We start from the raw sequence: 18,562 nt of genomic DNA, 5'->3' as shown, positions 1-18,562 counted from the left end.
ATGCAAGCGGACTATGTGATCGTCGGTGCCGGATCGGCTGGCTGCGCCATGGCCTACCGGCTGGGTGAGGCCGGGCATTCGGTCATCGTGATCGAGCATGGCGGGACCGACGCGGGGCCGTTCATCCAGATGCCGGGGGCGCTGTCCTACCCGATGAACATGCCGCGCTACGACTGGGGGTTCTCGTCCGAGCCGGAACCGCAGTTGAACAACCGCCGCATGGCGGTGCCGCGCGGCAAGGTGGTCGGCGGGTCGTCGTCCGTGAACGGCATGGTCTATGTGCGCGGGCACGCCAAGGATTACGACCACTGGGCCGAGAGCGGCGCAAGCGGCTGGGGCTATGCCGATGTGCTGCCGTACTTCCAGCGGATGGAGCATTGGCACGGCAAAGGTGACAGCGAATGGCGCGGCACCCAAGGGCCGCTTCACGTCCAGCAGGCGCGGCAGTGGAACCCGCTCTTCCACGCCTTCGTCGCGGCGGGGCGCGAGGCCGGGTATCCGGTGACGGACGATTACAACGGCCACCAGCAGGAGGGATTCGGCGCCTTCGACATGACCGTCTGGCAGGGGCGGCGCTGGTCGGCGGCGAATGCTTACCTCAAGCCCGCGATGGCGAAGTGGGACGTGACGCTGGTCAATGGGCTCGCCAAACGGGTGGTGTTCCAGGGGGGCCGCGCGGTCGGTGTCGAGATCGCGCGCCGCGCGGACGAGACCATTCGCGCCACCCGCGAGGTAATCCTCGCCGCCTCGTCGATCAACACGCCGAAGCTGCTCATGCTGTCGGGGATCGGGCCGGGTGCGCACCTGCGCGATCACGGGATCGATGTGCGGGTTGATCGGCCCGGCGTGGGCCAGAACCTGCAAGACCATCTCGAGGTCTACATGCAGTACGCCTCGAAGAAACCGATCACGCTTTATCGCTACTGGAACCTCTTGGGCAAAGCCTGGGTCGGGGCACAGTGGCTCTTTACCCGGACGGGGCATGGCGCATCGAACCAGTTCGAAAGCTGTGCCTTCATCCGGTCGCAGGCGGGCGTCGAATACCCCGACATCCAGTTCCACTTCCTGCCCATCGCCGTTCGTTACGACGGCAAGGCCGCTGCCGAGGGCCACGGGTTTCAGGCGCATGTGGGACCGATGCGGTCGAAGTCGCGGGGCGCGGTCACGCTGGCCTCGGCCGATCCGGCGGACCCGCCCAGGATCACCTTCAACTACATGAGCCATGACGAGGACTGGCAGGACTGGCGCCGGGCCGTGCGGCTCACGCGCGAGATTTTCCGCCAGCCCGCGATGGAGGAGTTCGTCAAACACGAGATCCAGCCGGGCGGCGGGGACACGGACGGCGAGATCGACGCCTTCGTGCGCGAACATGCCGAAAGCGCCTATCACCCCTGCGGCACCGCGCGGATGGGGGCGACGGACGACCCAAACGCCGTGGTCGATCCGGAGTGCCGGGTGATCGGGGTCGAAGGGCTGCGCGTGGCCGACAGTTCGATCTTTCCGCGTATCACCAACGGCAACACCAACGCGCCCTCGATCCTCGTGGGCGAAAAGGCGGCCGATCATGTGCTCGGGCGCACACCCCTTCCGCGCGACAACCGGGGGCCGTGGATCAATCCGGACTGGCGAACGGCGCAACGCTGACCTAGCTAGGGAACATGACCGACGATCTGTCCCTCGACGCCCGCGATGGGCTGCCGCCCGAGCTCAAGGTGCTGCTTGACGATTACCCCCGCGAGATGTGGCAGGGGCACCCGAATTTCTCGGGCCTCACCGCCTTTTGGCTTCAGATGCACGGCAAGTTCCGCTCGGTCCAGACAGAGCTTCTGGGCCTGACGCAGGCGTATCTGGACGCGAAAGAAGACCCGATGCGGTTCGGCGCGGCGACCTCGCGTTACACCGGCTTTTTCCTCGAAGGTCTGCATGGGCACCATAATATCGAGGATCATCATTATTTCCCCCAAATGGTCGCACTGGACGCCCGCGTGGCCCGCGCCTTCGACGTGCTCGACGCCGATCACCATGCCCTCGCCCATCACATGAACGCGCTGGCGGATGCCACGAACGCGGTGCTGCGCCCGCTTCAGAACGGCGAGGACGCGCGCGATCCGGCGGGCAAGCTTCATGGGGTTCAGAGCGATTTTCAGAGCTTCCTCGACCGGCACCTGACCGATGAAGAGGATGTCGTCGTTCCGCTCATCCTGAACTACGGCGACAATTTTCACTGACTTGATCCGGGTCAAAGTGAGTGACCACATAGCGGCCTAGTCTCGGTCCACACGCTGACAGGAGACAGACATGGCCCATACGCCGCACGAACTTCACGAGGAATTCCCGGAGCACGCCGAAAAGATCACGGCGCTCAAGACCTCGGACCCGCATTTCGCGAAACTTCACGACGCGTATCATGACATCAATCGCGCGATCCATCGCGCCGAGACCAATGTCGAGCCGACCGATCAGTTCGCGGAAGAGGACATGCGCAAGGAACGCTCGCGCCTGAAGGACGAACTTTACCGGATGCTGACCGCGCCCGCCTAATCGGGATCGGTTCAGATGAACGAACGAACCCCGGCCACCGTGCCGGGGTTTTTTATTCGGCTTCGACCTCGTCGGGCGACTTGCCCTCTTCGACGATCTGGCTGAAGCGGTCGAAGAAGCTGTCGACCATCTTCTTCGCGAACCCGTTGACGATGCGGCTGCCAAGCTGGGCCAGCTTGCCGCCGACCTTGGCGTCGACCTCGTAACTCAGCTCCGTGCCGCCTTCGACCTCGGCCAACGTCACGTGCGCGCCGCCCTTGGCAAAGCCTGCGACCCCGCCCTTGCCCTCGCCCACGATCCGGTAGCTTTCGGGCGCGTTCACATCCTCCAGCGTCACCTCGCCCTTGAAGGTAGCCTTCACCGGGCCGACTTTCTGCTTCACCACGGCCTGAAACCCTTCGTCGGGCGTTCCGGTCAGCTCCTCGCATCCCGGAATGCAGGCCTTGAGCGTCTCGGCGGAGTTGAGGTGGGTCCAGACGGTTTCGCGGTCTGCCGCGATCGTGCGGCTTCCAGACATTTCCATGATGTCGCTCCCTGTTCGTTGCCCCGAAACTAGAGGGCGGGCGACGGGGGGTAAAGCCGCCTTACCGCGCGATCTCGTATGGCAGGGTGCCGCGAAGATCTGGGTCGACGCGCAGTTTCCGCTCCAGCGGCGGGACCGAACGTTGGTGGCAGTCGGGCCGTTCGCAGATGCGGCAGGAAATGCCGATCGGTTCGAAGGCGGTGGCGTTGGTCACGTCCAGATCGTCGGCGTAGACGAGCGATCCGGCGTGTTTCACCTCGCACCCGAGGCTGATCGCATAGCGCCGGATCGGGGCCTGAAAACTGCCGCCCGACTTCGACACGTCGCGCGCGAGCGAGATGTAGCGCACGCCATCGGGCGTCTCGGCCAGTTGACGCAGGAACCGCCCCGGCGTCTCGAACGCCCGGTGCACGTTCCACAGCGGGCAGGCCCCGCCGAACCGCGCGAATTGCAGTCGGGTGGCGGAGTGGCGCTTGGTGATCGTCCCGGCCTGATCGACGCGCACAAAGAAGAACGGGATGCCCTTGGCACCGGGCCGTTGCAGCGTGGACAGGCGGTGCGCCACCTGTTCAATGGATGCGCCGAACAGATCGGCGAGCCTTTCGAGGTCATGGCGGGTCGCCTGCGCGGCCTCCAGAAACCGGGCATAGGGCAAGAGCGCGGCCCCAGCGAAATAATTGGCGAGGCCGATCTTGGCGATGGCGCGCGCCTCGTCCGACTGGAACCGGGCGAAATCGAGCGTCGCTTCCAGCAGGTCGTTCTGCGCGATGAGCGCGATCTGGTGCAGGAGTTGAAAGCGGCGTGTCGCGGGCGAGGCGAGCGCCGAGAGCGTCAGGACACCGGCTGCGGCGTCGTAGCCGCGGATTCGGTCGGTGTCCGACAGCACCACCGACACGCCGCGCCGGGCGAGATAGGCCTCGGCCGCCGCTTCGGGTGCGGCGTCGCGGACGAAATGCTCGGCCGCTCGGTCGACCGCGTCGATGTAGTTGTCGCAGTAGTGAAAGAAGTCGCGGACCTCTTCCCACGGGCTCGCCTGCACGGTTCCACCTTCGCGCCCGAGGGCTTCGTCGAGCGAGGCGAGGCGTTCGTGCCCCTGCCGATAAGCACGGTGGATTTCGAGGAACGCGCGGGCCAGCGCGGGGGCGTTCGAGGCCACGAGGCGCAGGTCCGCGATGGGGGGCGCCGCATCGGCGAACACCGGGTCGGCCAGCGCCTCGCGCATGTCGGTGACCAGCCGTTCGGCGTCGCCCGTCGAGAGTTCGGCCACGTCGAAGCCGAATTCCTGCGCGAGCGCCAGCACCACGCCCGTCGACACGGGGCGGTTGTTGTTTTCCATCTGGTTGAGATACGGCAGGCTGACGCCCAGCTTTTCCGCGAACGCCTTTTGAGTCAGGCCCAGCCGCGTGCGCGTCTCACGCAGTTTGACGCCTGCATAGAGCTTTTGTGTCGCCATCTCGCCCTCCCTTTGCAAAGAAAAGCGTTACGCTTTGCAAAAGCGCGCGGCAAGGCTCAGGCGGACAGGGCCAGCTTTTTTTCGCGGCGGATCACCACGACGACCGACAGAACCGCGAAGACCGACGAGGCGAGCATGAGCCACACCAGAGGGTCAGGGCCGCTTTCATGGGTCAGCCGTGTGCCGACGAACGCCGAGATGGCCGCGCCGCCGCCGATCATCATCGCCCCGCCCAATCCCGAGGCGCTGCCGGCCAGTTCCGGGCGGACCGACAGCAGGCCGCTGTTGGCATTGGGCAAGGCCATGCCGTTTCCGAGGCCCACGAAACTCATCATGCCGAAGAAGAACCACGGCGTCGCGAGGTCGAGGAACAGGGCCAAAAGGACGACCGACAGGCCGGCCACCACCGTGATGGCGCCCGCCAGGATCATCGCGTTGATGCCGAATTTGGGTGAATACCGCCCGGCGATGTAATTGCCGAAGAGGTATCCGACCGCGGGCATCCCAAGGAGGAGGCCGAGCATCCCCGCCTCGATCGAGAACAACTCGTTCCCGACGAAGGGCGCACCCCCGAGATAGGCGAAGAAGGCGCCGGAGGAAAACATCGCGGCGGCGCTGTAGCCCCAGAACCGAGGCGAGCGCAGCAGTTCCGGATAGGCGCGCAACTGGTCGCGCAAAGTGCCCTCGCCGCGCGGATGGGTTTCGCCAAGGTCGCGGCTCATCAGCCAGATGATCGCGACACCGAGAACGGCCTGAAGCCAGAACGTCGACTGCCATCCGAAGGCCTGCCCCATGATACCGCCGATGGCGGGCGCGGCCATAGGAACCAGCGACATGCCCATCGTGACATAGGCGATCATCGAGGCCGCCTTGTCGGCCGGCACCATGTCCCGGATCACGGCCCGGCTGAGGACCAGCCCCGTGACCACGAAGGCCTGCATGATCCGAAACGCGAGGAATATGCCGGTGGTGGGCGCGAAGATGCACCCGACGGTGGCGACGACATAGACGGTGAAGCTGGCCATCAGAACCGGGCGACGGCCGAGCCTGTCGGACACCGGGCCGAGGATGATCTGAAGCACCGCGTTCATCGCAAGGTAGACGGCGACCGAAAGCTGCATGACGCGGTAGTCGGTCTCGAAATACTCCGCCATGTCGGGGAGCGACGGCAGGAACACGTTCATCGACAACGCGGCCAGCCCCGTCATCAGCGTCAGCGTCAGAATGTGGGGGGGCGTCGAAGGGTCGAGAAATCTGACTTCGGGCGCACTGCTCATGCGAGAGGGTTACGGTGGCGTTTCACCCCTGTCGAGGTGAAACGGTGCGTCAGAACGCGGAAAGACGCGCCCCGGCTCTGCATTCCTGCACAATGGACTAGACGAAAAGATCACCGTCCATCAGGTCCGCGCGCGTGGCGTCATGCACAAGCAGACTATGGCCGCCGCCCAGATCGATCCAGATGTCCGCGCCGCGCTGATCCGTGTCGGACAGAATATCCGCGACCGATCCGAAACCCTGCACCTTGATGCGGTCGAAATCGTCCTGAAAATCCCGGATCTCGTCACGGCCACCGTTGAACACGAAGGTATCGGCACCGGGGCCGCCGCGCAGGATGTCGTCGCTCGGCCCCCCGTTGATCCAGTCGGCGCCCTTGCCACCACGTAGACGGTCGTCCCCGTCCCCGGCGAGCAGAATGTCGTCGCCCTGCTTGCCGTTCAGCATGTCGTCGCCCTGATTGCCCTCGATCCGGTTGGAGGCCGGATTGCCCGCAAGCCGGTCGTTGCCCGCCCCGCCGCGCGAGTTTTCGATCACTGTGCCGAAGGCGACGACGACATCCTCATAGGCCGGGCCGAACCGCGAATACGCGCCTTCGCGCAGGTCGAGCTTCACCCGGTGGGGTGTGCCGGTCGCGTCGAACGTGTCGGTGCCGCCCGTGTCCCAGATCGTGTCGGTCGTGGCGGTGCGCGAGCCGACATATGTGGTGTCGTCATCGGCATAGCGCGCCGCACCCCAGATGTCCTGCAAGGCCAGCATGTCGAAGACGCCCATCGCATCGGAGGCGACGCCCGACCCCGGATGGCGGTCATAGGCCATGAGCGACCATTTGTTCGTGTCGAACCGATCCGGCAACAGGTCGGAATCGAACGTGTGGCGCAGGCCCAGCGCATGACCGATCTCGTGCAGGACGACGCCGTAGCGGTCGGTGACGATATCGAAATCCCTGTCGAAAACGGCGAAGCTGTCGACGGCGGTGATCTGGCTGCCCGAAGTGTCCGCCTTCCACCCGCCATACCCGGCCGTGCCGTCATCCAATTCGGCGAAGGCGAGGTCCATGTCCGGGTTCGTCGTCGCCGATACTTCGACGAAGTCGACGTTCAGGAAGGTTTCGATATGGGCAAGCGCCCGGCGGACCGCCAGTATTTCGGACAGTTGCCACGCCTCGAAACCGGAAAAGGCGACAGCACCGCTCGCGTTCAGGAAACTGAAGGTCGAGGCGGCGTCGTTGAAGGCGAAGGTGATCTGTTGTCGGCTGCCCGGCGCGTTGCCGTTGATGGCGTTTGCGTTCTGAAAGATCGGGTATTGCAGCGCCTGAAGGATCGTCGATTTCGCCGGTGTCGCCATGGAATTCTTCCTCTGGTTCGACGCGGACGAACCGGGGGAAGCCGCCCGCCGCGTGGCGACGGGGTAAGGCGAAAGGGGTTAAGCGGGCCTCAAACCGGGCCCGGCAATGTCATTCAAATTTGAAAGGTTCCGCGCCTCAGGTGTCGAGCGCAGTCTCGACCGTCGCCAGGGTCACGCCCTCGATGGTCAGCACGTCGCCGCCGCCGAAGTCGATCACCACGGCCGAGCCGGATTTCACCGCAAGGGCCATGACGGCGGCCTCGTTTCCGAAGCCGGAGACGATCAGGCGGTCGTTGCCTTTGCCCAGATCGGTGATGGTGTCGGCATCGTATCCGGGCTTGAACACGAAGGTGTCGTCGCCCACGCCGCCGCGCAACCTGTCGTTCCCCGGCCCGCCGTCGAGCCGGTCGTTGCCGCGCCACCCCCTGAGGTCGTCGGACCCGGCGCCGCCGAACAGGCTGTCGTTGCCCGGCCCGCCACGCACGAGGTCGTCGCCCGCCTCGCCATAGACCCGGTCATCGCCGGGCGTTCCCTTGACCGTATCGTTCCCGTCGCCGCCATAGACGATGTCGTCGCCCGCGCCGCCGCGCACCTCGTCGTTCTGGGCATCGCCATAGACGGTGTCGGCCCCTTTTCGCCCGCGCACGAGGTCGCCGCCACCGCCGCCGCAAAGCCGGTTGGCGTAATCGTTCCCGATGACGGTATCGGCAAAGGCGCTGCCGCGCGCGTTCTCGATCACCGTGTTGAAGGCCACGACCATATCCTCGGTGCCGAACCAGCGCGAGAACATGCCTTCGCCGAGATCCAGAAGGACCGGGCGGCCCCATGCTGACGCATCCATCCAGTCGGTTCCGCCGCTGTCCCAGACCACGTCCACCGTGCCCGCCCCGAGACGCGGTCCGGTATAGCTCGTGGCCCCGTCGTTGTAGGTTGCCGCGCCCCAGATGTCCTGAAGCGCCAGCATGTCATAGGCCATCATGCGGATCGTGGCGTCGATGCCGGGGGTCGGATCGGCGTCATAGGACATCAGGCTGTAGTGCAGGTTGTCGTATGCCGGATCGAGCCGCGCCCCTTCGAACGTATGGTCGAGGCCCATCGCATGACCGATTTCGTGCAGGATCAGGTTCTGTCGGCCCGACGACAGGTCGATGGTGTTGTTGAAGACCGCGAAGCCGTCGAAGGCCGTGATCCGGGTGCCGGAACTGGAATACTGCGGGCCACCCAATCCGGCGGTGCCGGGAAACATCGTCACCTTGCCGAGATTGAGGTCGGGATCGCGATTCCCCGACACCTCCACGAAATCCACGTTGAGGAAGGTCTCGACCGTTTCCAGAAGAAAGCGAACCACCGACTTTTCGTCCTGCGAAAAGGCCGTCCACCCGGAATACGGATACCAGAGGTCGCCCGGCTGGCTCACCTCGAACTGGTAGGTCACGGTGCGGCGCGGGCTTGACGTCGTGTTCACCGGACCCAAGGCATAGAGACCGGGGAATTGGAGCGCCTGAATGATGTCGGCTTGTGTGGGCATGCGGTCCTGTGGTTGATCGAACGTCGGGGGTTTATCGCACAAAGCCTTTGGGCCACAGTCCCCAACGGATCGCAAAGGCGTGTTCACGCCATCCCGGCGGGAAGTTGCCGAAGATCGACGCAGGCCCGCCACGGGCCAAGATATTTGCAATTATTCAATTCGCAAAACGACGGTCACAATAGCTTTGCAAATACGCCGGATTCCGTTTGGGAAAGCGAAGGCATAAGGATAGGTTGCGCGAAAATCTAGGAGGGCCGCCCCATGAAAGACATCCTGCAACAACTCGAGGATCGCCGCGACGTCGCGCGCATGGGCGGTGGTCAGAAGCGGATCGACAGCCAGCACGCCAAGGGCAAGCTGACCGCGCGCGAGCGGGTCGAGCTTTTGCTGGACGAGGGCAGCTTTGAGGAATTCGACACCTTCAAGGCGCACCGCTGCACCGACTTCGGCATGGAAGAACAGCAGTATCCGGGCGACGGGGTCGTGACCGGCTGGGGCACCATCAACGGCCGCCTCGTCTATGTCTTTTCGCAAGATTTCACCGTGTTCGGCGGCTCGCTGTCGGAAACCCACGCCGAAAAGATCTGCAAGATCATGGACATGGCCGTTCAGAACGGCGCGCCCGTCATCGGTCTGAACGATTCCGGCGGTGCGCGCATTCAGGAAGGCGTCGCCTCGCTCGCCGGGTATGCGGACGTGTTCCAGCGCAACATCATGGCCTCCGGCGTGGTGCCGCAGATTTCCGTCATCATGGGGCCCTGCGCGGGCGGCGCGGTCTATTCGCCCGCGATGACCGACTTCATCTTCATGGTGAAAGACACCTCTTACATGTTCGTCACCGGCCCCGACGTGGTGAAGACCGTGACGAACGAGGTCGTGACGGCGGAGGAACTGGGCGGCGCGTCGACTCACACCCGCAAATCCTCGGTCGCGGACGGCGCGTTCGAAAACGACGTCGAGGCGCTGTTCGAAGTGCGCCGCCTTGTCGACTTCCTGCCGCTCAACAACCGCGAAAAAGCGCCGGTGCGCCCGTTCTTCGACGAACCGGGGCGGCTGGACCAGTCGCTCGACACACTGGTGCCGGACAACGCGAACTCGCCCTACGACATGAAGGAACTGATCCTGAAGGTCGCGGACGAAGGCGATTTCTACGAGATTCAGGAAGATTTCGCGAAGAACATCATCACCGGCTTCATCCGGCTCGAGGGTCAGACCGTCGGCGTGGTGGCGAACCAACCGATGGTGCTGGCGGGCTGCCTCGACATCGACTCCAGCCGCAAGGCCGCGCGGTTTGTCCGTTTCTGTGACGCGTTCGAAATTCCGATCCTGACCTTCGTGGATGTTCCCGGCTTCCTCCCCGGCACCGGGCAGGAATACGGCGGCGTCATCAAACACGGCGCGAAGCTGCTGTTTGCTTACGGCGAGGCGACGGTGCCGAAGGTCACGGTCATCACCCGCAAAGCCTATGGCGGGGCCTATGACGTGATGGCGTCCAAGCATCTGCGCGGCGATTTCAACTACGCCTGGCCCACCGCCGAAATCGCGGTGATGGGGGCCAAGGGCGCGGTCGAGATCCTGTATCGCTCGGAACTGGGCGACAAGGACAAGATCGCGCACCGCACGAAGGATTACGAAGACCGCTTCGCCAACCCCTTCGTCGCCGCCGAGAAGGGCTTCATCGACGAGGTCATCATGCCGCACTCGACCCGCAAACGGGTGAGCCGCGCTTTCGCGTCGTTGCGCAACAAAAAGCTCCAGAACCCCTGGAAGAAACACGACAACATCCCGCTGTAACTCGATATGGCCCGCCCGTCAGTGCCAATTAACATCAAGCGAAGGCTCTATGAGGAGTCTGGATACAGGTGTGCCATACCAACATGCAGAGCGACCTCGGCGTTGGAGATGGAGCATATTGAACCATGGGCAGAGGCACCAAAGCATGAGTTCGAGAACATGATCGTGCTGTGCGCAACCTGCCATGCTCGCGTTACCAAGGGCGAAATTTCGAAATCGGCAGTCCGAAACTACAAGCGGAACCTTGCGATCACGAATGGAAGGTATTCGGTTTTTGAGATGCGATTTGTTCAGATGTTTATGGACGCGGGCTTTGCCGATGAACCGAACGCAAACGTAACAATACCCCAAAGCGATTTCCTCCACATAAAGGGATTGGCGGACGACGGGCTAGTACGGACGGAGCCACTTCGTGAATTTGCTAGGAACACCGATCTGGATTCATCGCTTATGGTGGTCTGGCTAACTGAGGCAGGTCGCACATTCGTCAAGAATTATTCAATCGGCAAGGAGATCACGTCTTGATCGGACAGGTTGCGCCACTTGCCGCGTTCGCGGCCTCGCTCGCGCTGCCCGCCGTGGCGCAGGAGGAGATCGCGCTTCCCTCCGGCTCTACCGTGACCTACCACGACTTCATCTGGGGCGAACCGGGGCCTGCGGGGCTGACCATCCGGTTCCGGTTCCTCGACCCGGAGCTTCACGGCAGAAAGGACGCCGAAGGGGTGATCGACGCGACCGAGGACACGCAGTATCTGTGCGAGTTCTTCGCGTTGGAGCGGATCGCGAGCACCGGGCCGCAACCGAAGCAGATCGTCATTTCCATCTCGGACCGGCCCGTGGAATTCGGCGAGCCTGACCCTGACGTGACACAGATTTTCGAAGCTTATTCCTACCGCGACGGCACCTGCATCTGGGAGATGTTCTGATGGCCCTGCCCTACATGACCAAGCATCGCGGCTTTCCGGGCCGTCTGCCGGGCACGGATTTCCAGTTCACCGTGCGCCGCGCGAACAAGAAGGGCGCGACCCCGCTTATCAAGCGCGAACGGTTCGCGGACCGCAAACATGCCGACAAACGCGCCGACATGGGGTTCATGGCCGCGCTGTGGGATTACTTCGGCGAAGAGCCGTTCGAGCGCGGAAATCTGGATGCGGGCCGCCTGTCGTGGCTCTTTGGCCGCGAAGTGGTGGCCGCCGAAGACCCGTTCGACCCGAAAAGCTACGAGGCGATGCTCAGGATCGACCGGCGCGTGGCCGAAGCGAGTTTCCCCGAAATCTTCAGCGACGATGCGGACTTCGGGTTCGAGGACGACGCGTTCGATGATGAGGGCTGGGACGACGAATGAGCAACTTTTCGCTTCCCCTCCAAGGATTTGCGCAAGGTTTGGCGCATCGGGCCGCGGCGCGCGTTTCGCGCTGTTCGGCCCCGAGAACCTCTGGCACCGTCACACACATGGCAGACGCTCTATCCCGGTGTTCTGCCTGGTTTAGTCAAACCGTTACCCTTCCCCTTCTGCCCGGGTTGGCCTCCCCTGGCCAACCCGGGATTTTCTTTGCCGCTCCGCCCTCTGGCGTCGAGCGACCGCTTCCCCATACCCGCGGCAGCGCCGCCAACGAGACGTAAGAGAGAGGGACAGGAGATGTTCAAGAAGATCCTGATTGCGAACCGGGGCGAGATTGCCTGCCGCGTGATGAAAACCGCGAAGAAAATGGGCATCCAGACGGTCGCGATCTATTCGGATGCGGACCGCCACGCGCTGCATGTGCAGATGGCGGATGAGGCGATCCACATCGGCCCGCCGCCCGCCAACCAGTCCTATATCGTCATCGACAAGGTGATGGACGCGATCAAGCAGTCGGGAGCCGAAGCCGTGCACCCCGGTTATGGCTTCCTGTCCGAAAACGCCAAGTTCGCCGAGGCGCTCGAAGCCGCCGGCGTCGCCTTCATCGGCCCGCCGAAAGGCGCGATCGAGGCGATGGGCGACAAGATCACGTCGAAAAAGATTGCGCAGGACGCGAACGTGTCGACCGTGCCCGGTTACATGGGTCTGATCGAGGACGCCGAAGAGGCCGTGAAAATCTCGAACGAGATCGGCTATCCGGTGATGATCAAGGCCTCCGCCGGGGGCGGCGGTAAGGGGATGCGGATCGCGTGGAACGACACCGAGGCGCGCGAAGGCTTTCAGTCGTCCAAGAACGAGGCCGCGAACAGCTTTGGCGATGATCGGATTTTCATCGAGAAGTTCGTCACGCAGCCGCGCCACATCGAAATTCAGGTGCTCTGCGACGCGCATGGCAACGGCATTTACCTGAACGAACGCGAGTGCTCGATCCAGCGCCGCAACCAGAAGGTCGTGGAAGAGGCCCCCTCGCCCTTCCTTGACGAAGCCACCCGCAAGGCGATGGGCGAGCAGTCCGTCGCGCTGGCCAAGGCCGTTGGGTATGCGAGCGCCGGCACCGTGGAATTCATCGTCGATGGCGACAAGAATTTCTACTTCCTCGAAATGAACACGCGCCTTCAGGTGGAGCACCCGGTGACGGAGCTCATCACGGGCGTCGATCTGGTCGAACAGATGATCCGGGTCGCGAACGGCGAGAAGCTGACGATCACGCAGGACGACGTGACCATCGACGGCTGGGCCATTGAGAACCGGCTTTACGCCGAAGACCCGTATCGCGGCTTCCTGCCCTCGATCGGGCGTCTCACCCGCTACCGCCCGCCCGCGGAAATCGCCGCCGGGCCGCTTGTCACCAACGGCAAATGGCAGGGCGACGCGCCGACCGGCGAGACCGCCGTGCGCAACGATACCGGCGTCTATGAGGGCGGCGAGATCAGCATGTATTACGATCCGATGATCGCCAAGCTCTGCACTTGGGCGCCGACGCGGGCCGAGGCGATCGAAGCGATGCGCGTTGCGCTGGACAGCTTCGAGGTCGAGGGGATCGGGCACAACCTGCCGTTCCTGTCTGCCGTGATGGATCACCCGAAATTCGTATCGGGCGACATGACCACCGCCTTCATCGCGGAAGAATACCCCGAAGGCTTCGAAGGCGTGACGCTGGACGAGGCGCACCTCAAGCGCATCGCCGCCGCCTGCGCCGCGATGTTCCGCGTGACCGAGATCCGGCGCACGCGCATTTCCGGCACGATGGACAACCACGAACGCACCGTGGGCCGCGATTGGGTCGTGTCGCTTCAGGATGCCGTCTATCCCGTGACCATCGACGCGGACCGCGAGGGGTCGACCGTGAACTTCGACGATGGCAGCGCGATGCGTGTCGCGTCGGACTGGACGCCGGGCGATCAACTGGCCCATGTCGATGTGGACGGCGAGCCGGTCGTGCTGAAGGTCGGCAAGATCACCAACGGCTTCAAGATCCGCACGCGCGGGGCCGAATTGGCCGTGCATGTGCGCACCCCGCGCACCCACGAGCTTGCGCTTCTGATGCCCGAAAAGGTGGCACCCGACACGTCGAAGATGCTGCTCTGCCCGATGCCCGGCCTCGTCGTGAAGATCGACGTGGAAGAGGGTCAGGAGGTGCAGGAAGGTCAGGCGCTGTGCACCATCGAAGCGATGAAGATGGAGAACATCCTGCGCGCCGAGAAAAAGGCCGTCGTGACCAAGATCAACGCAGGCCCCGGCGACAGTCTGGCGGTCGACGAAGTGATCATGGAATTCGAATGATCCTATGGATGGGCGCGGTGACATATCCGTGAACCTGTGCGGCCATTTGGCCGCGCCTCACGGTTTTCGCCGCGCCCGTCACTGGCCGCGTCCCGGCACCGTGCTAGCTTGCGCCAAAAACGAATGGCACGAGGCATGAGCATGACCCTGACCGATGACGGGCAGACCTTTTCCGCAGGCCGCTGGCCGCTTTCGGCCCTGTCGGTGGCGAGCGCGGTTCTGATCTTCGCCGTGATGCAGGGGATCGTTCTGTCCCTGACCGGCGGCGTTTTCGATTATCCGCTCGACGACCCCTATATCCACCTCGCGCTGGCCGAGGTGATCGCGCAGGGCGAATACGGCGTGAACCTTGGCGAAGCCGCCTCCCCCGGCTCGTCCGCGCTGTTTCCCTTTCTGCTGGTCCCCTTCGCCGGGACCGAGTTTCACCGCTACCTGCCCCTGATCTGGAGCGGCGTCGGCCTGATCCTTGCCGCATGGCTCTGGGGTCGCCTGCTGGTCGAGGCGGGCTATGGGCGCGCCGAATGGCGCTGGCTCGGGCTGGCCGCCGCCGTGCTTGGCCCCATCGCCGTGATGATGCCGATGGTCGCCTTCGTCGGAATGGAACATTCCCTACATGCGGCGGCGACCTTGGCGCTGCTGCTGGGCCTCTACCGTCACTTTTCCGACAATGGCGGGCTTGGGCTGATCCTTGTCGGCGCCTTTTTCGGGGCCGCGTTCCGCATCGAAGGGCTGGCGCCGGGGCTGATCGCCGCCTGTGCGCTGTTCCTGACGGGCAGCCGCCGGAACGGGCTGGCGACCGCCGCCGCGACGCTGCTGCCGATCCTGATGTTCATGGGCTTCCTCGTCTCGCAAGGCCTCGACCCCCTGCCCTCGTCGGTGCAGACGAAACTCAGCATGACCGATCCGGGGGACGAGCCGGGGTTCATCCAGTTGCGTCTCGCGATCCTCCTTGTGAACCTGCGCGAACCGGGCGGGATGTTCGTCGCCGTCCTCGCGCTCGCCTCGTTCCTGATGTGGCGGGCGACACCGCTCAAGGGCACGCGCTGGGGGGCGCTGGTGCTGGTCATCGGGGCCGCCGCCGCCGCGCATCTGCTGGCCGGTCAGATCGGCTGGCTCAACCGCTATGAGCATTACATTCTCGTCTTGACCGCCGCCGGGTTCCTCGTGCTCCTGCCAAGAGCCACCCAAGGCGCGGTGACACCGCTGGCCGTCGGCGGGGTTGCGGCGCTGATCCTTGGCGGCGCGCTGGCCTATCGCCTGCCGATGCATTTCTTCGAACTGCCGCCCTCGGCCCGCGCGATCCATACGCAGCAGGGGCAGATGGCGCGTTTCGTGAAGGACTACCTGCAAACCGACGTGGCCGTGAACGATCTGGGCTATGTCGCATGGCAGAACGACAACTACGTGCTGGACCTTTGGGGTCTGGCCTCAGCCGAAGCGCGCGAAATTCGAACCACCGCCCCGGTGCCGGGCTGGACGGGCGATCTGACCGCGAAATACGACGTGCCCGTCGCGCTGGTCTACGACCACTGGTTCGAAGACGGGATCGGCGCGGATTGGGTCAAGGTGGGCGAGTTCCAGCTGACAGTGCCGGGTGGGTTCCTCGGCGGCTATGTCGTGTCGTTCTACGCCACGTCGCCGGATACCGTGGCGATGCTGACGGGTGCGCTTGAGGCGTGGATTCCCACGCTTTTGCCCCACAGCCGGTTCGTCTGGGCCGAGGGGATGGAGCCATGATGCGCCGTTACCGCACCAGCCGCTGGTCCTGCACTTCCTGCAACCGCACCGGCATCTTGTCGATGGAGCGGGTCAGTTCGCGCACCTCCCACGGGAAGGGTTTGCGCAGGTATTTCTGCCCGTCCTTGCCGATGAGCACGATCATGAAATCGCGCGGGCGAAGCTCCTTGCGGATCGGCGACAGGTTATCGGGGTCCGTATCGGTGATGACGACCACGTCCCGCTCGATCAGCGGCTCGGGCCGGTCGGCAATGAAAGCAAGCTGTTCCAGATACCGGGGGTCGTTTGGACTGTCGGCGAAGATCACCAAAGGGCGCGCTTCCCACTTGAATTCGGACAGCGTGTGCTCGCCCGCCTCGATGATCGGCAGTTCCGGTGCCTCTTCGGCAGCATGGGCGACAGGTGCGGCGAGCATCACGAGCCCGGCCAAGGCAGCGGTTCTGAACATCTCTTCTCCTTCTGCCCTCAATATAGGGGCGGGAGACACGCGAACAAAGAGCCGGATTTCCGGCGCAATGCAAGGAGTTAGCCAATGAGCGACCAGAACGACTGGAAAGCGCTGGCCGAAAAGGAATTGCGGGGCCGCGCCGTAGACGATCTGAACTGGGAAACCCTCGAGGGGATCACGGTCAAACCGGTCTATACCCACGACGATGTGAAGGATCTGCCGCATATGGGCAGCCTCCCCGGTTTCGGCCCGTTCACCCGTGGCGTGAAGGCGACGATGTACGCCGGACGGCCCTGGACCATTCGCCAATACGCCGGTTTCTCGACCGCGGAAGAGAGCAACGCCTTTTATCGCAAGGCGCTGGCCGCCGGGCAGCAGGGCGTCTCGGTCGCCTTCGATCTGGCCACTCACCGGGGCTACGACTCGGATCATGAACGCGTCGTGGGCGACGTCGGCAAGGCGGGCGTGGCTATCGACAGTGTCGAGGACATGAAAATCCTGTTCGACGGTATCCCGCTCGATCAAGTCTCCGTGTCCATGACGATGAACGGCGCTGTGATTCCGATCCTCGCCAACTTCATCGTGACCGGCGAAGAGCAGGGGCATGACCGGGCGGTGCTGTCGGGGACCATTCAGAACGACATTCTGAAGGAATTCATGGTCCGCAACACCTATATCTATCCGCCGGAACCTTCGATGCGGATCATCTCGGACATCATCGAATACACGTCGAACGAGATGCCCAAGTTCAACTCGATCTCGATCTCCGGCTACCACATGCAGGAGGCGGGGGCGAACCTTGTGCAGGAGCTGGCGTTCACGCTGGCCGACGGCAGGGAATACGTGAAAGCGGCGATGGACGCCGGGATGGACGTGGACAAGTTCGCGGGCCGTCTGTCGTTCTTCTTCGCCATCGGCATGAACTTCTTCATGGAGGCCGCCAAGCTTCGCGCCGCGCGGCTCTTGTGGCACCGGATCATGACCGAAGTGGGCGCCAAGAACGATCGCTCCAAGATGCTGCGCACCCACTGCCAGACTTCGGGCGTCAGCTTGCAGGAGCAGGACCCCTATAACAACGTGGTGCGCACGGCCTATGAGGCGATGTCGGCCGCGCTTGGCGGCACGCAGTCGCTCCACACCAATGCGCTGGACGAAGCCATCGCGCTCCCGACCGAATTCTCGGCCCGGATCGCGCGCAACACGCAGCTTATCCTTCAGGAAGAGACCGGGATCACCAACGTGGTCGATCCTCTCGCCGGCTCTTACTATGTCGAGGCGCTGACGGCGGAACTGGCCGACAAGGCGTGGGAATTGATCGAAGAGATCGAAGAGATGGGCGGCATGACCAAGGCCGTCGCCTCCGGTATGCCCAAGCTCAGGATCGAGGAGACCGCGGCGCGGCGTCAGGCCGACATCGACCGGGGGACCGAAGTCATCGTGGGCGTGAACAAGTATCGCAAGGACCACGAGGACCCGATCGACATTCTGGACGTCGACAACGTGCGCGTGCGCGAGGGTCAGGTGAAGGCGCTGGAACGTATCCGCGCCGAACGCGATCAGGCCGCCTGCGACGCGGCTTTGGATGAACTCACCCGCCGCGCCAAGGAAGGCGGCAACCTGCTCGAAGCCGCGGTGGAAGCCGCGCGCGCCCGGGCCACAGTGGGAGAAATCTCGATGGCGATGGAAAAGGAATTCGGCCGTCACCGCGCGGAAGTCAAAACACTGGCCGGTGTCTACGGCGCGGCCTACGAGGGTGACGAGGGCTTCGCCGCGATCCAGAAGGACGTCGAGGCCTTTGCCGAAGAAGAAGGGCGCCGCCCGCGTATGCTCGTCGTCAAGATGGGTCAGGACGGGCACGACCGGGGCGCGAAGGTCATCGCGACCGCGTTCGCCGACATCGGCTTTGACGTGGACGTGGGCCCCCTGTTCCAGACGCCGGAAGAGGCGGCGCAAGACGCGGTGGACAACGACGTGCACGTGGTCGGCATCTCGTCACAGGCGGCGGGTCACAAGACGCTCGCCCCCAAGCTGATCGAGGCGCTGAAGGCGCAGGACGCGGGCGACATCATCGTGATCTGCGGCGGGGTCATTCCGCAGCAGGACTATGACTTCCTGAAGAAAGCAGGGGTGAAGGCGATCTTCGGGCCGGGCACGAACATTCCCGAAGCGGCCAAGGATATCCTGAAGCTCGTCCGCGCCGCTCGCGCCTAGGATTTATCAGACACGTCAGA

16 protein-coding genes are annotated in these 18,562 nt (G+C 63.9%); 10 read left to right on the top strand and 6 right to left on the bottom strand.

The window, feature by feature from the left end:
• The 3 genes from betA to HOY44_RS14190 all read left to right on the top strand — a co-directional run bounded on the left by betA (nucleotide 1) and on the right by HOY44_RS14190 (nucleotide 2,541).
• Nucleotides 1-1,644, top strand: a complete 1,644-nt coding sequence (betA, locus tag HOY44_RS14200; protein ID WP_287435492.1) for a choline dehydrogenase — start codon at nucleotides 1-3, stop codon at nucleotides 1,642-1,644.
• Nucleotides 1,645-1,658: 14 nt separating this feature from the next.
• On the top strand, nucleotides 1,659-2,228 hold the full coding sequence (locus HOY44_RS14195; RefSeq protein ID WP_008330600.1) for a hemerythrin domain-containing protein: 570 nt from the start codon (nucleotides 1,659-1,661) through the stop codon (nucleotides 2,226-2,228).
• A 70-nt stretch (nucleotides 2,229-2,298) separates the two neighbouring features.
• Nucleotides 2,299-2,541, top strand: a complete 243-nt coding sequence (locus tag HOY44_RS14190; protein ID WP_008330602.1) for an HP1242/YdcH family protein — start codon at nucleotides 2,299-2,301, stop codon at nucleotides 2,539-2,541.
• 52 nt (nucleotides 2,542-2,593) lie between these two features.
• Here HOY44_RS14190 and HOY44_RS14185 read toward each other — a convergent pair whose 3' ends face one another.
• From HOY44_RS14185 to HOY44_RS14165, 5 genes are all read right to left on the bottom strand, one after another.
• Nucleotides 2,594-3,064 (bottom strand): SRPBCC family protein, encoded by a 471-nt coding sequence (locus tag HOY44_RS14185; RefSeq protein ID WP_287435490.1) that lies wholly within the window; start codon nucleotides 3,062-3,064, stop codon nucleotides 2,594-2,596.
• 61 nt (nucleotides 3,065-3,125) lie between these two features.
• The gene (locus HOY44_RS14180; protein ID WP_008330604.1) at nucleotides 3,126-4,517 is read right to left on the bottom strand and encodes a helix-turn-helix domain-containing protein; all 1,392 of its coding nucleotides are present in this window, start codon (nucleotides 4,515-4,517) and stop codon (nucleotides 3,126-3,128) included.
• A gap of 56 nt (nucleotides 4,518-4,573) precedes the next feature.
• Nucleotides 4,574-5,794, bottom strand: coding sequence for a multidrug effflux MFS transporter (locus tag HOY44_RS14175; RefSeq protein WP_287435487.1), 1,221 nt, complete (start codon nucleotides 5,792-5,794; stop codon nucleotides 4,574-4,576).
• 97 nt (nucleotides 5,795-5,891) lie between these two features.
• Nucleotides 5,892-7,139, bottom strand: a complete 1,248-nt coding sequence (locus HOY44_RS14170; protein WP_287435485.1) for a M10 family metallopeptidase — start codon at nucleotides 7,137-7,139, stop codon at nucleotides 5,892-5,894.
• A 136-nt stretch (nucleotides 7,140-7,275) separates the two neighbouring features.
• Nucleotides 7,276-8,667, bottom strand: a complete 1,392-nt coding sequence (locus HOY44_RS14165) for a M10 family metallopeptidase C-terminal domain-containing protein (RefSeq protein WP_287435483.1) — start codon at nucleotides 8,665-8,667, stop codon at nucleotides 7,276-7,278.
• A gap of 261 nt (nucleotides 8,668-8,928) precedes the next feature.
• Between HOY44_RS14165 and HOY44_RS14160 the strand changes: the two genes are divergently transcribed.
• The 6 genes from HOY44_RS14160 (at nucleotide 8,929) to HOY44_RS14135 (ending at nucleotide 15,883) form a co-directional block, all read left to right on the top strand.
• Entirely contained in the window at nucleotides 8,929-10,461 is a 1,533-nt protein-coding gene (locus HOY44_RS14160) for an acyl-CoA carboxylase subunit beta (RefSeq protein WP_008330610.1), read from the top strand.
• Between the two features lie 6 nt (nucleotides 10,462-10,467).
• The gene (locus HOY44_RS14155; protein ID WP_287435480.1) at nucleotides 10,468-10,986 is read left to right on the top strand and encodes an HNH endonuclease; all 519 of its coding nucleotides are present in this window, start codon (nucleotides 10,468-10,470) and stop codon (nucleotides 10,984-10,986) included.
• Nucleotides 10,983-11,387 (top strand): DUF6497 family protein, encoded by a 405-nt coding sequence (locus tag HOY44_RS14150; protein ID WP_502710698.1) that lies wholly within the window; start codon nucleotides 10,983-10,985, stop codon nucleotides 11,385-11,387. The genes HOY44_RS14155 and HOY44_RS14150 overlap by 4 nt, the downstream gene beginning before the upstream one ends.
• Nucleotides 11,388-11,401: 14 nt before the next feature.
• Nucleotides 11,402-11,806 carry a hypothetical protein gene (locus HOY44_RS14145; RefSeq protein ID WP_040885582.1) on the top strand — a complete coding sequence of 135 codons (405 nt, stop codon included), beginning with the start codon at nucleotides 11,402-11,404 and terminating at the stop codon, nucleotides 11,804-11,806.
• A 294-nt stretch (nucleotides 11,807-12,100) separates the two neighbouring features.
• Nucleotides 12,101-14,146, top strand: a complete 2,046-nt coding sequence (locus HOY44_RS14140; protein WP_287435478.1) for an acetyl-CoA carboxylase biotin carboxylase subunit — start codon at nucleotides 12,101-12,103, stop codon at nucleotides 14,144-14,146.
• Between the two features lie 141 nt (nucleotides 14,147-14,287).
• Nucleotides 14,288-15,883, top strand: a complete 1,596-nt coding sequence (locus HOY44_RS14135; protein WP_287435476.1) for a DUF8728 domain-containing protein — start codon at nucleotides 14,288-14,290, stop codon at nucleotides 15,881-15,883.
• A gap of 7 nt (nucleotides 15,884-15,890) precedes the next feature.
• Here the strand turns inward: HOY44_RS14135 and HOY44_RS14130 are convergent, their stop codons facing one another.
• On the bottom strand, nucleotides 15,891-16,331 hold the full coding sequence (locus HOY44_RS14130; RefSeq protein ID WP_008330616.1) for a DUF4174 domain-containing protein: 441 nt from the start codon (nucleotides 16,329-16,331) through the stop codon (nucleotides 15,891-15,893).
• 84 nt (nucleotides 16,332-16,415) lie between these two features.
• On the opposite strand from HOY44_RS14130, the gene scpA reads away from it, so the two are divergent.
• The gene (gene scpA, locus HOY44_RS14125) at nucleotides 16,416-18,542 is read left to right on the top strand and encodes a methylmalonyl-CoA mutase (protein WP_287435473.1); all 2,127 of its coding nucleotides are present in this window, start codon (nucleotides 16,416-16,418) and stop codon (nucleotides 18,540-18,542) included.
• Nucleotides 18,543-18,562 lie beyond the last annotated feature (20 nt).

This window comes from Maritimibacter sp., assembly GCF_016774595.1.
GTDB lineage: Bacteria > Pseudomonadota > Alphaproteobacteria > Rhodobacterales > Rhodobacteraceae > Maritimibacter > Maritimibacter alkaliphilus.
The sequence above is the reverse complement of the archived record's forward strand: the minus strand, read 5'-3'. Positions and strand labels throughout refer to the sequence as shown.

Bases quoted from the DNA above. Each gene is read 5' to 3' on its own strand.
- betA (WP_287435492.1), top strand. From the start codon at position 1: ATGCAAGCGGACTATGTGATCGTCGGTGCCGGATCGGCTGGCTGCGCC.
- HOY44_RS14195 (WP_008330600.1), top strand. From the start codon at position 1,659: ATGACCGACGATCTGTCCCTCGACGCCCGCGATGGGCTGCCGCCCGAG.
- HOY44_RS14190 (WP_008330602.1), top strand. From the start codon at position 2,299: ATGGCCCATACGCCGCACGAACTTCACGAGGAATTCCCGGAGCACGCC.
- HOY44_RS14185 (WP_287435490.1), bottom strand. From the start codon at position 3,064: ATGGAAATGTCTGGAAGCCGCACGATCGCGGCAGACCGCGAAACCGTC.
- HOY44_RS14180 (WP_008330604.1), bottom strand. From the start codon at position 4,517: ATGGCGACACAAAAGCTCTATGCAGGCGTCAAACTGCGTGAGACGCGC.
- HOY44_RS14175 (WP_287435487.1), bottom strand. From the start codon at position 5,794: ATGAGCAGTGCGCCCGAAGTCAGATTTCTCGACCCTTCGACGCCCCCC.
- HOY44_RS14170 (WP_287435485.1), bottom strand. From the start codon at position 7,139: ATGGCGACACCGGCGAAATCGACGATCCTTCAGGCGCTGCAATACCCG.
- HOY44_RS14165 (WP_287435483.1), bottom strand. From the start codon at position 8,667: ATGCCCACACAAGCCGACATCATTCAGGCGCTCCAATTCCCCGGTCTC.
- HOY44_RS14160 (WP_008330610.1), top strand. From the start codon at position 8,929: ATGAAAGACATCCTGCAACAACTCGAGGATCGCCGCGACGTCGCGCGC.
- HOY44_RS14155 (WP_287435480.1), top strand. From the start codon at position 10,468: ATGGCCCGCCCGTCAGTGCCAATTAACATCAAGCGAAGGCTCTATGAG.
- HOY44_RS14145 (WP_040885582.1), top strand. From the start codon at position 11,402: ATGACCAAGCATCGCGGCTTTCCGGGCCGTCTGCCGGGCACGGATTTC.
- HOY44_RS14140 (WP_287435478.1), top strand. From the start codon at position 12,101: ATGTTCAAGAAGATCCTGATTGCGAACCGGGGCGAGATTGCCTGCCGC.
- HOY44_RS14135 (WP_287435476.1), top strand. From the start codon at position 14,288: ATGACCCTGACCGATGACGGGCAGACCTTTTCCGCAGGCCGCTGGCCG.
- HOY44_RS14130 (WP_008330616.1), bottom strand. From the start codon at position 16,331: ATGTTCAGAACCGCTGCCTTGGCCGGGCTCGTGATGCTCGCCGCACCT.
- scpA (WP_287435473.1), top strand. From the start codon at position 16,416: ATGAGCGACCAGAACGACTGGAAAGCGCTGGCCGAAAAGGAATTGCGG.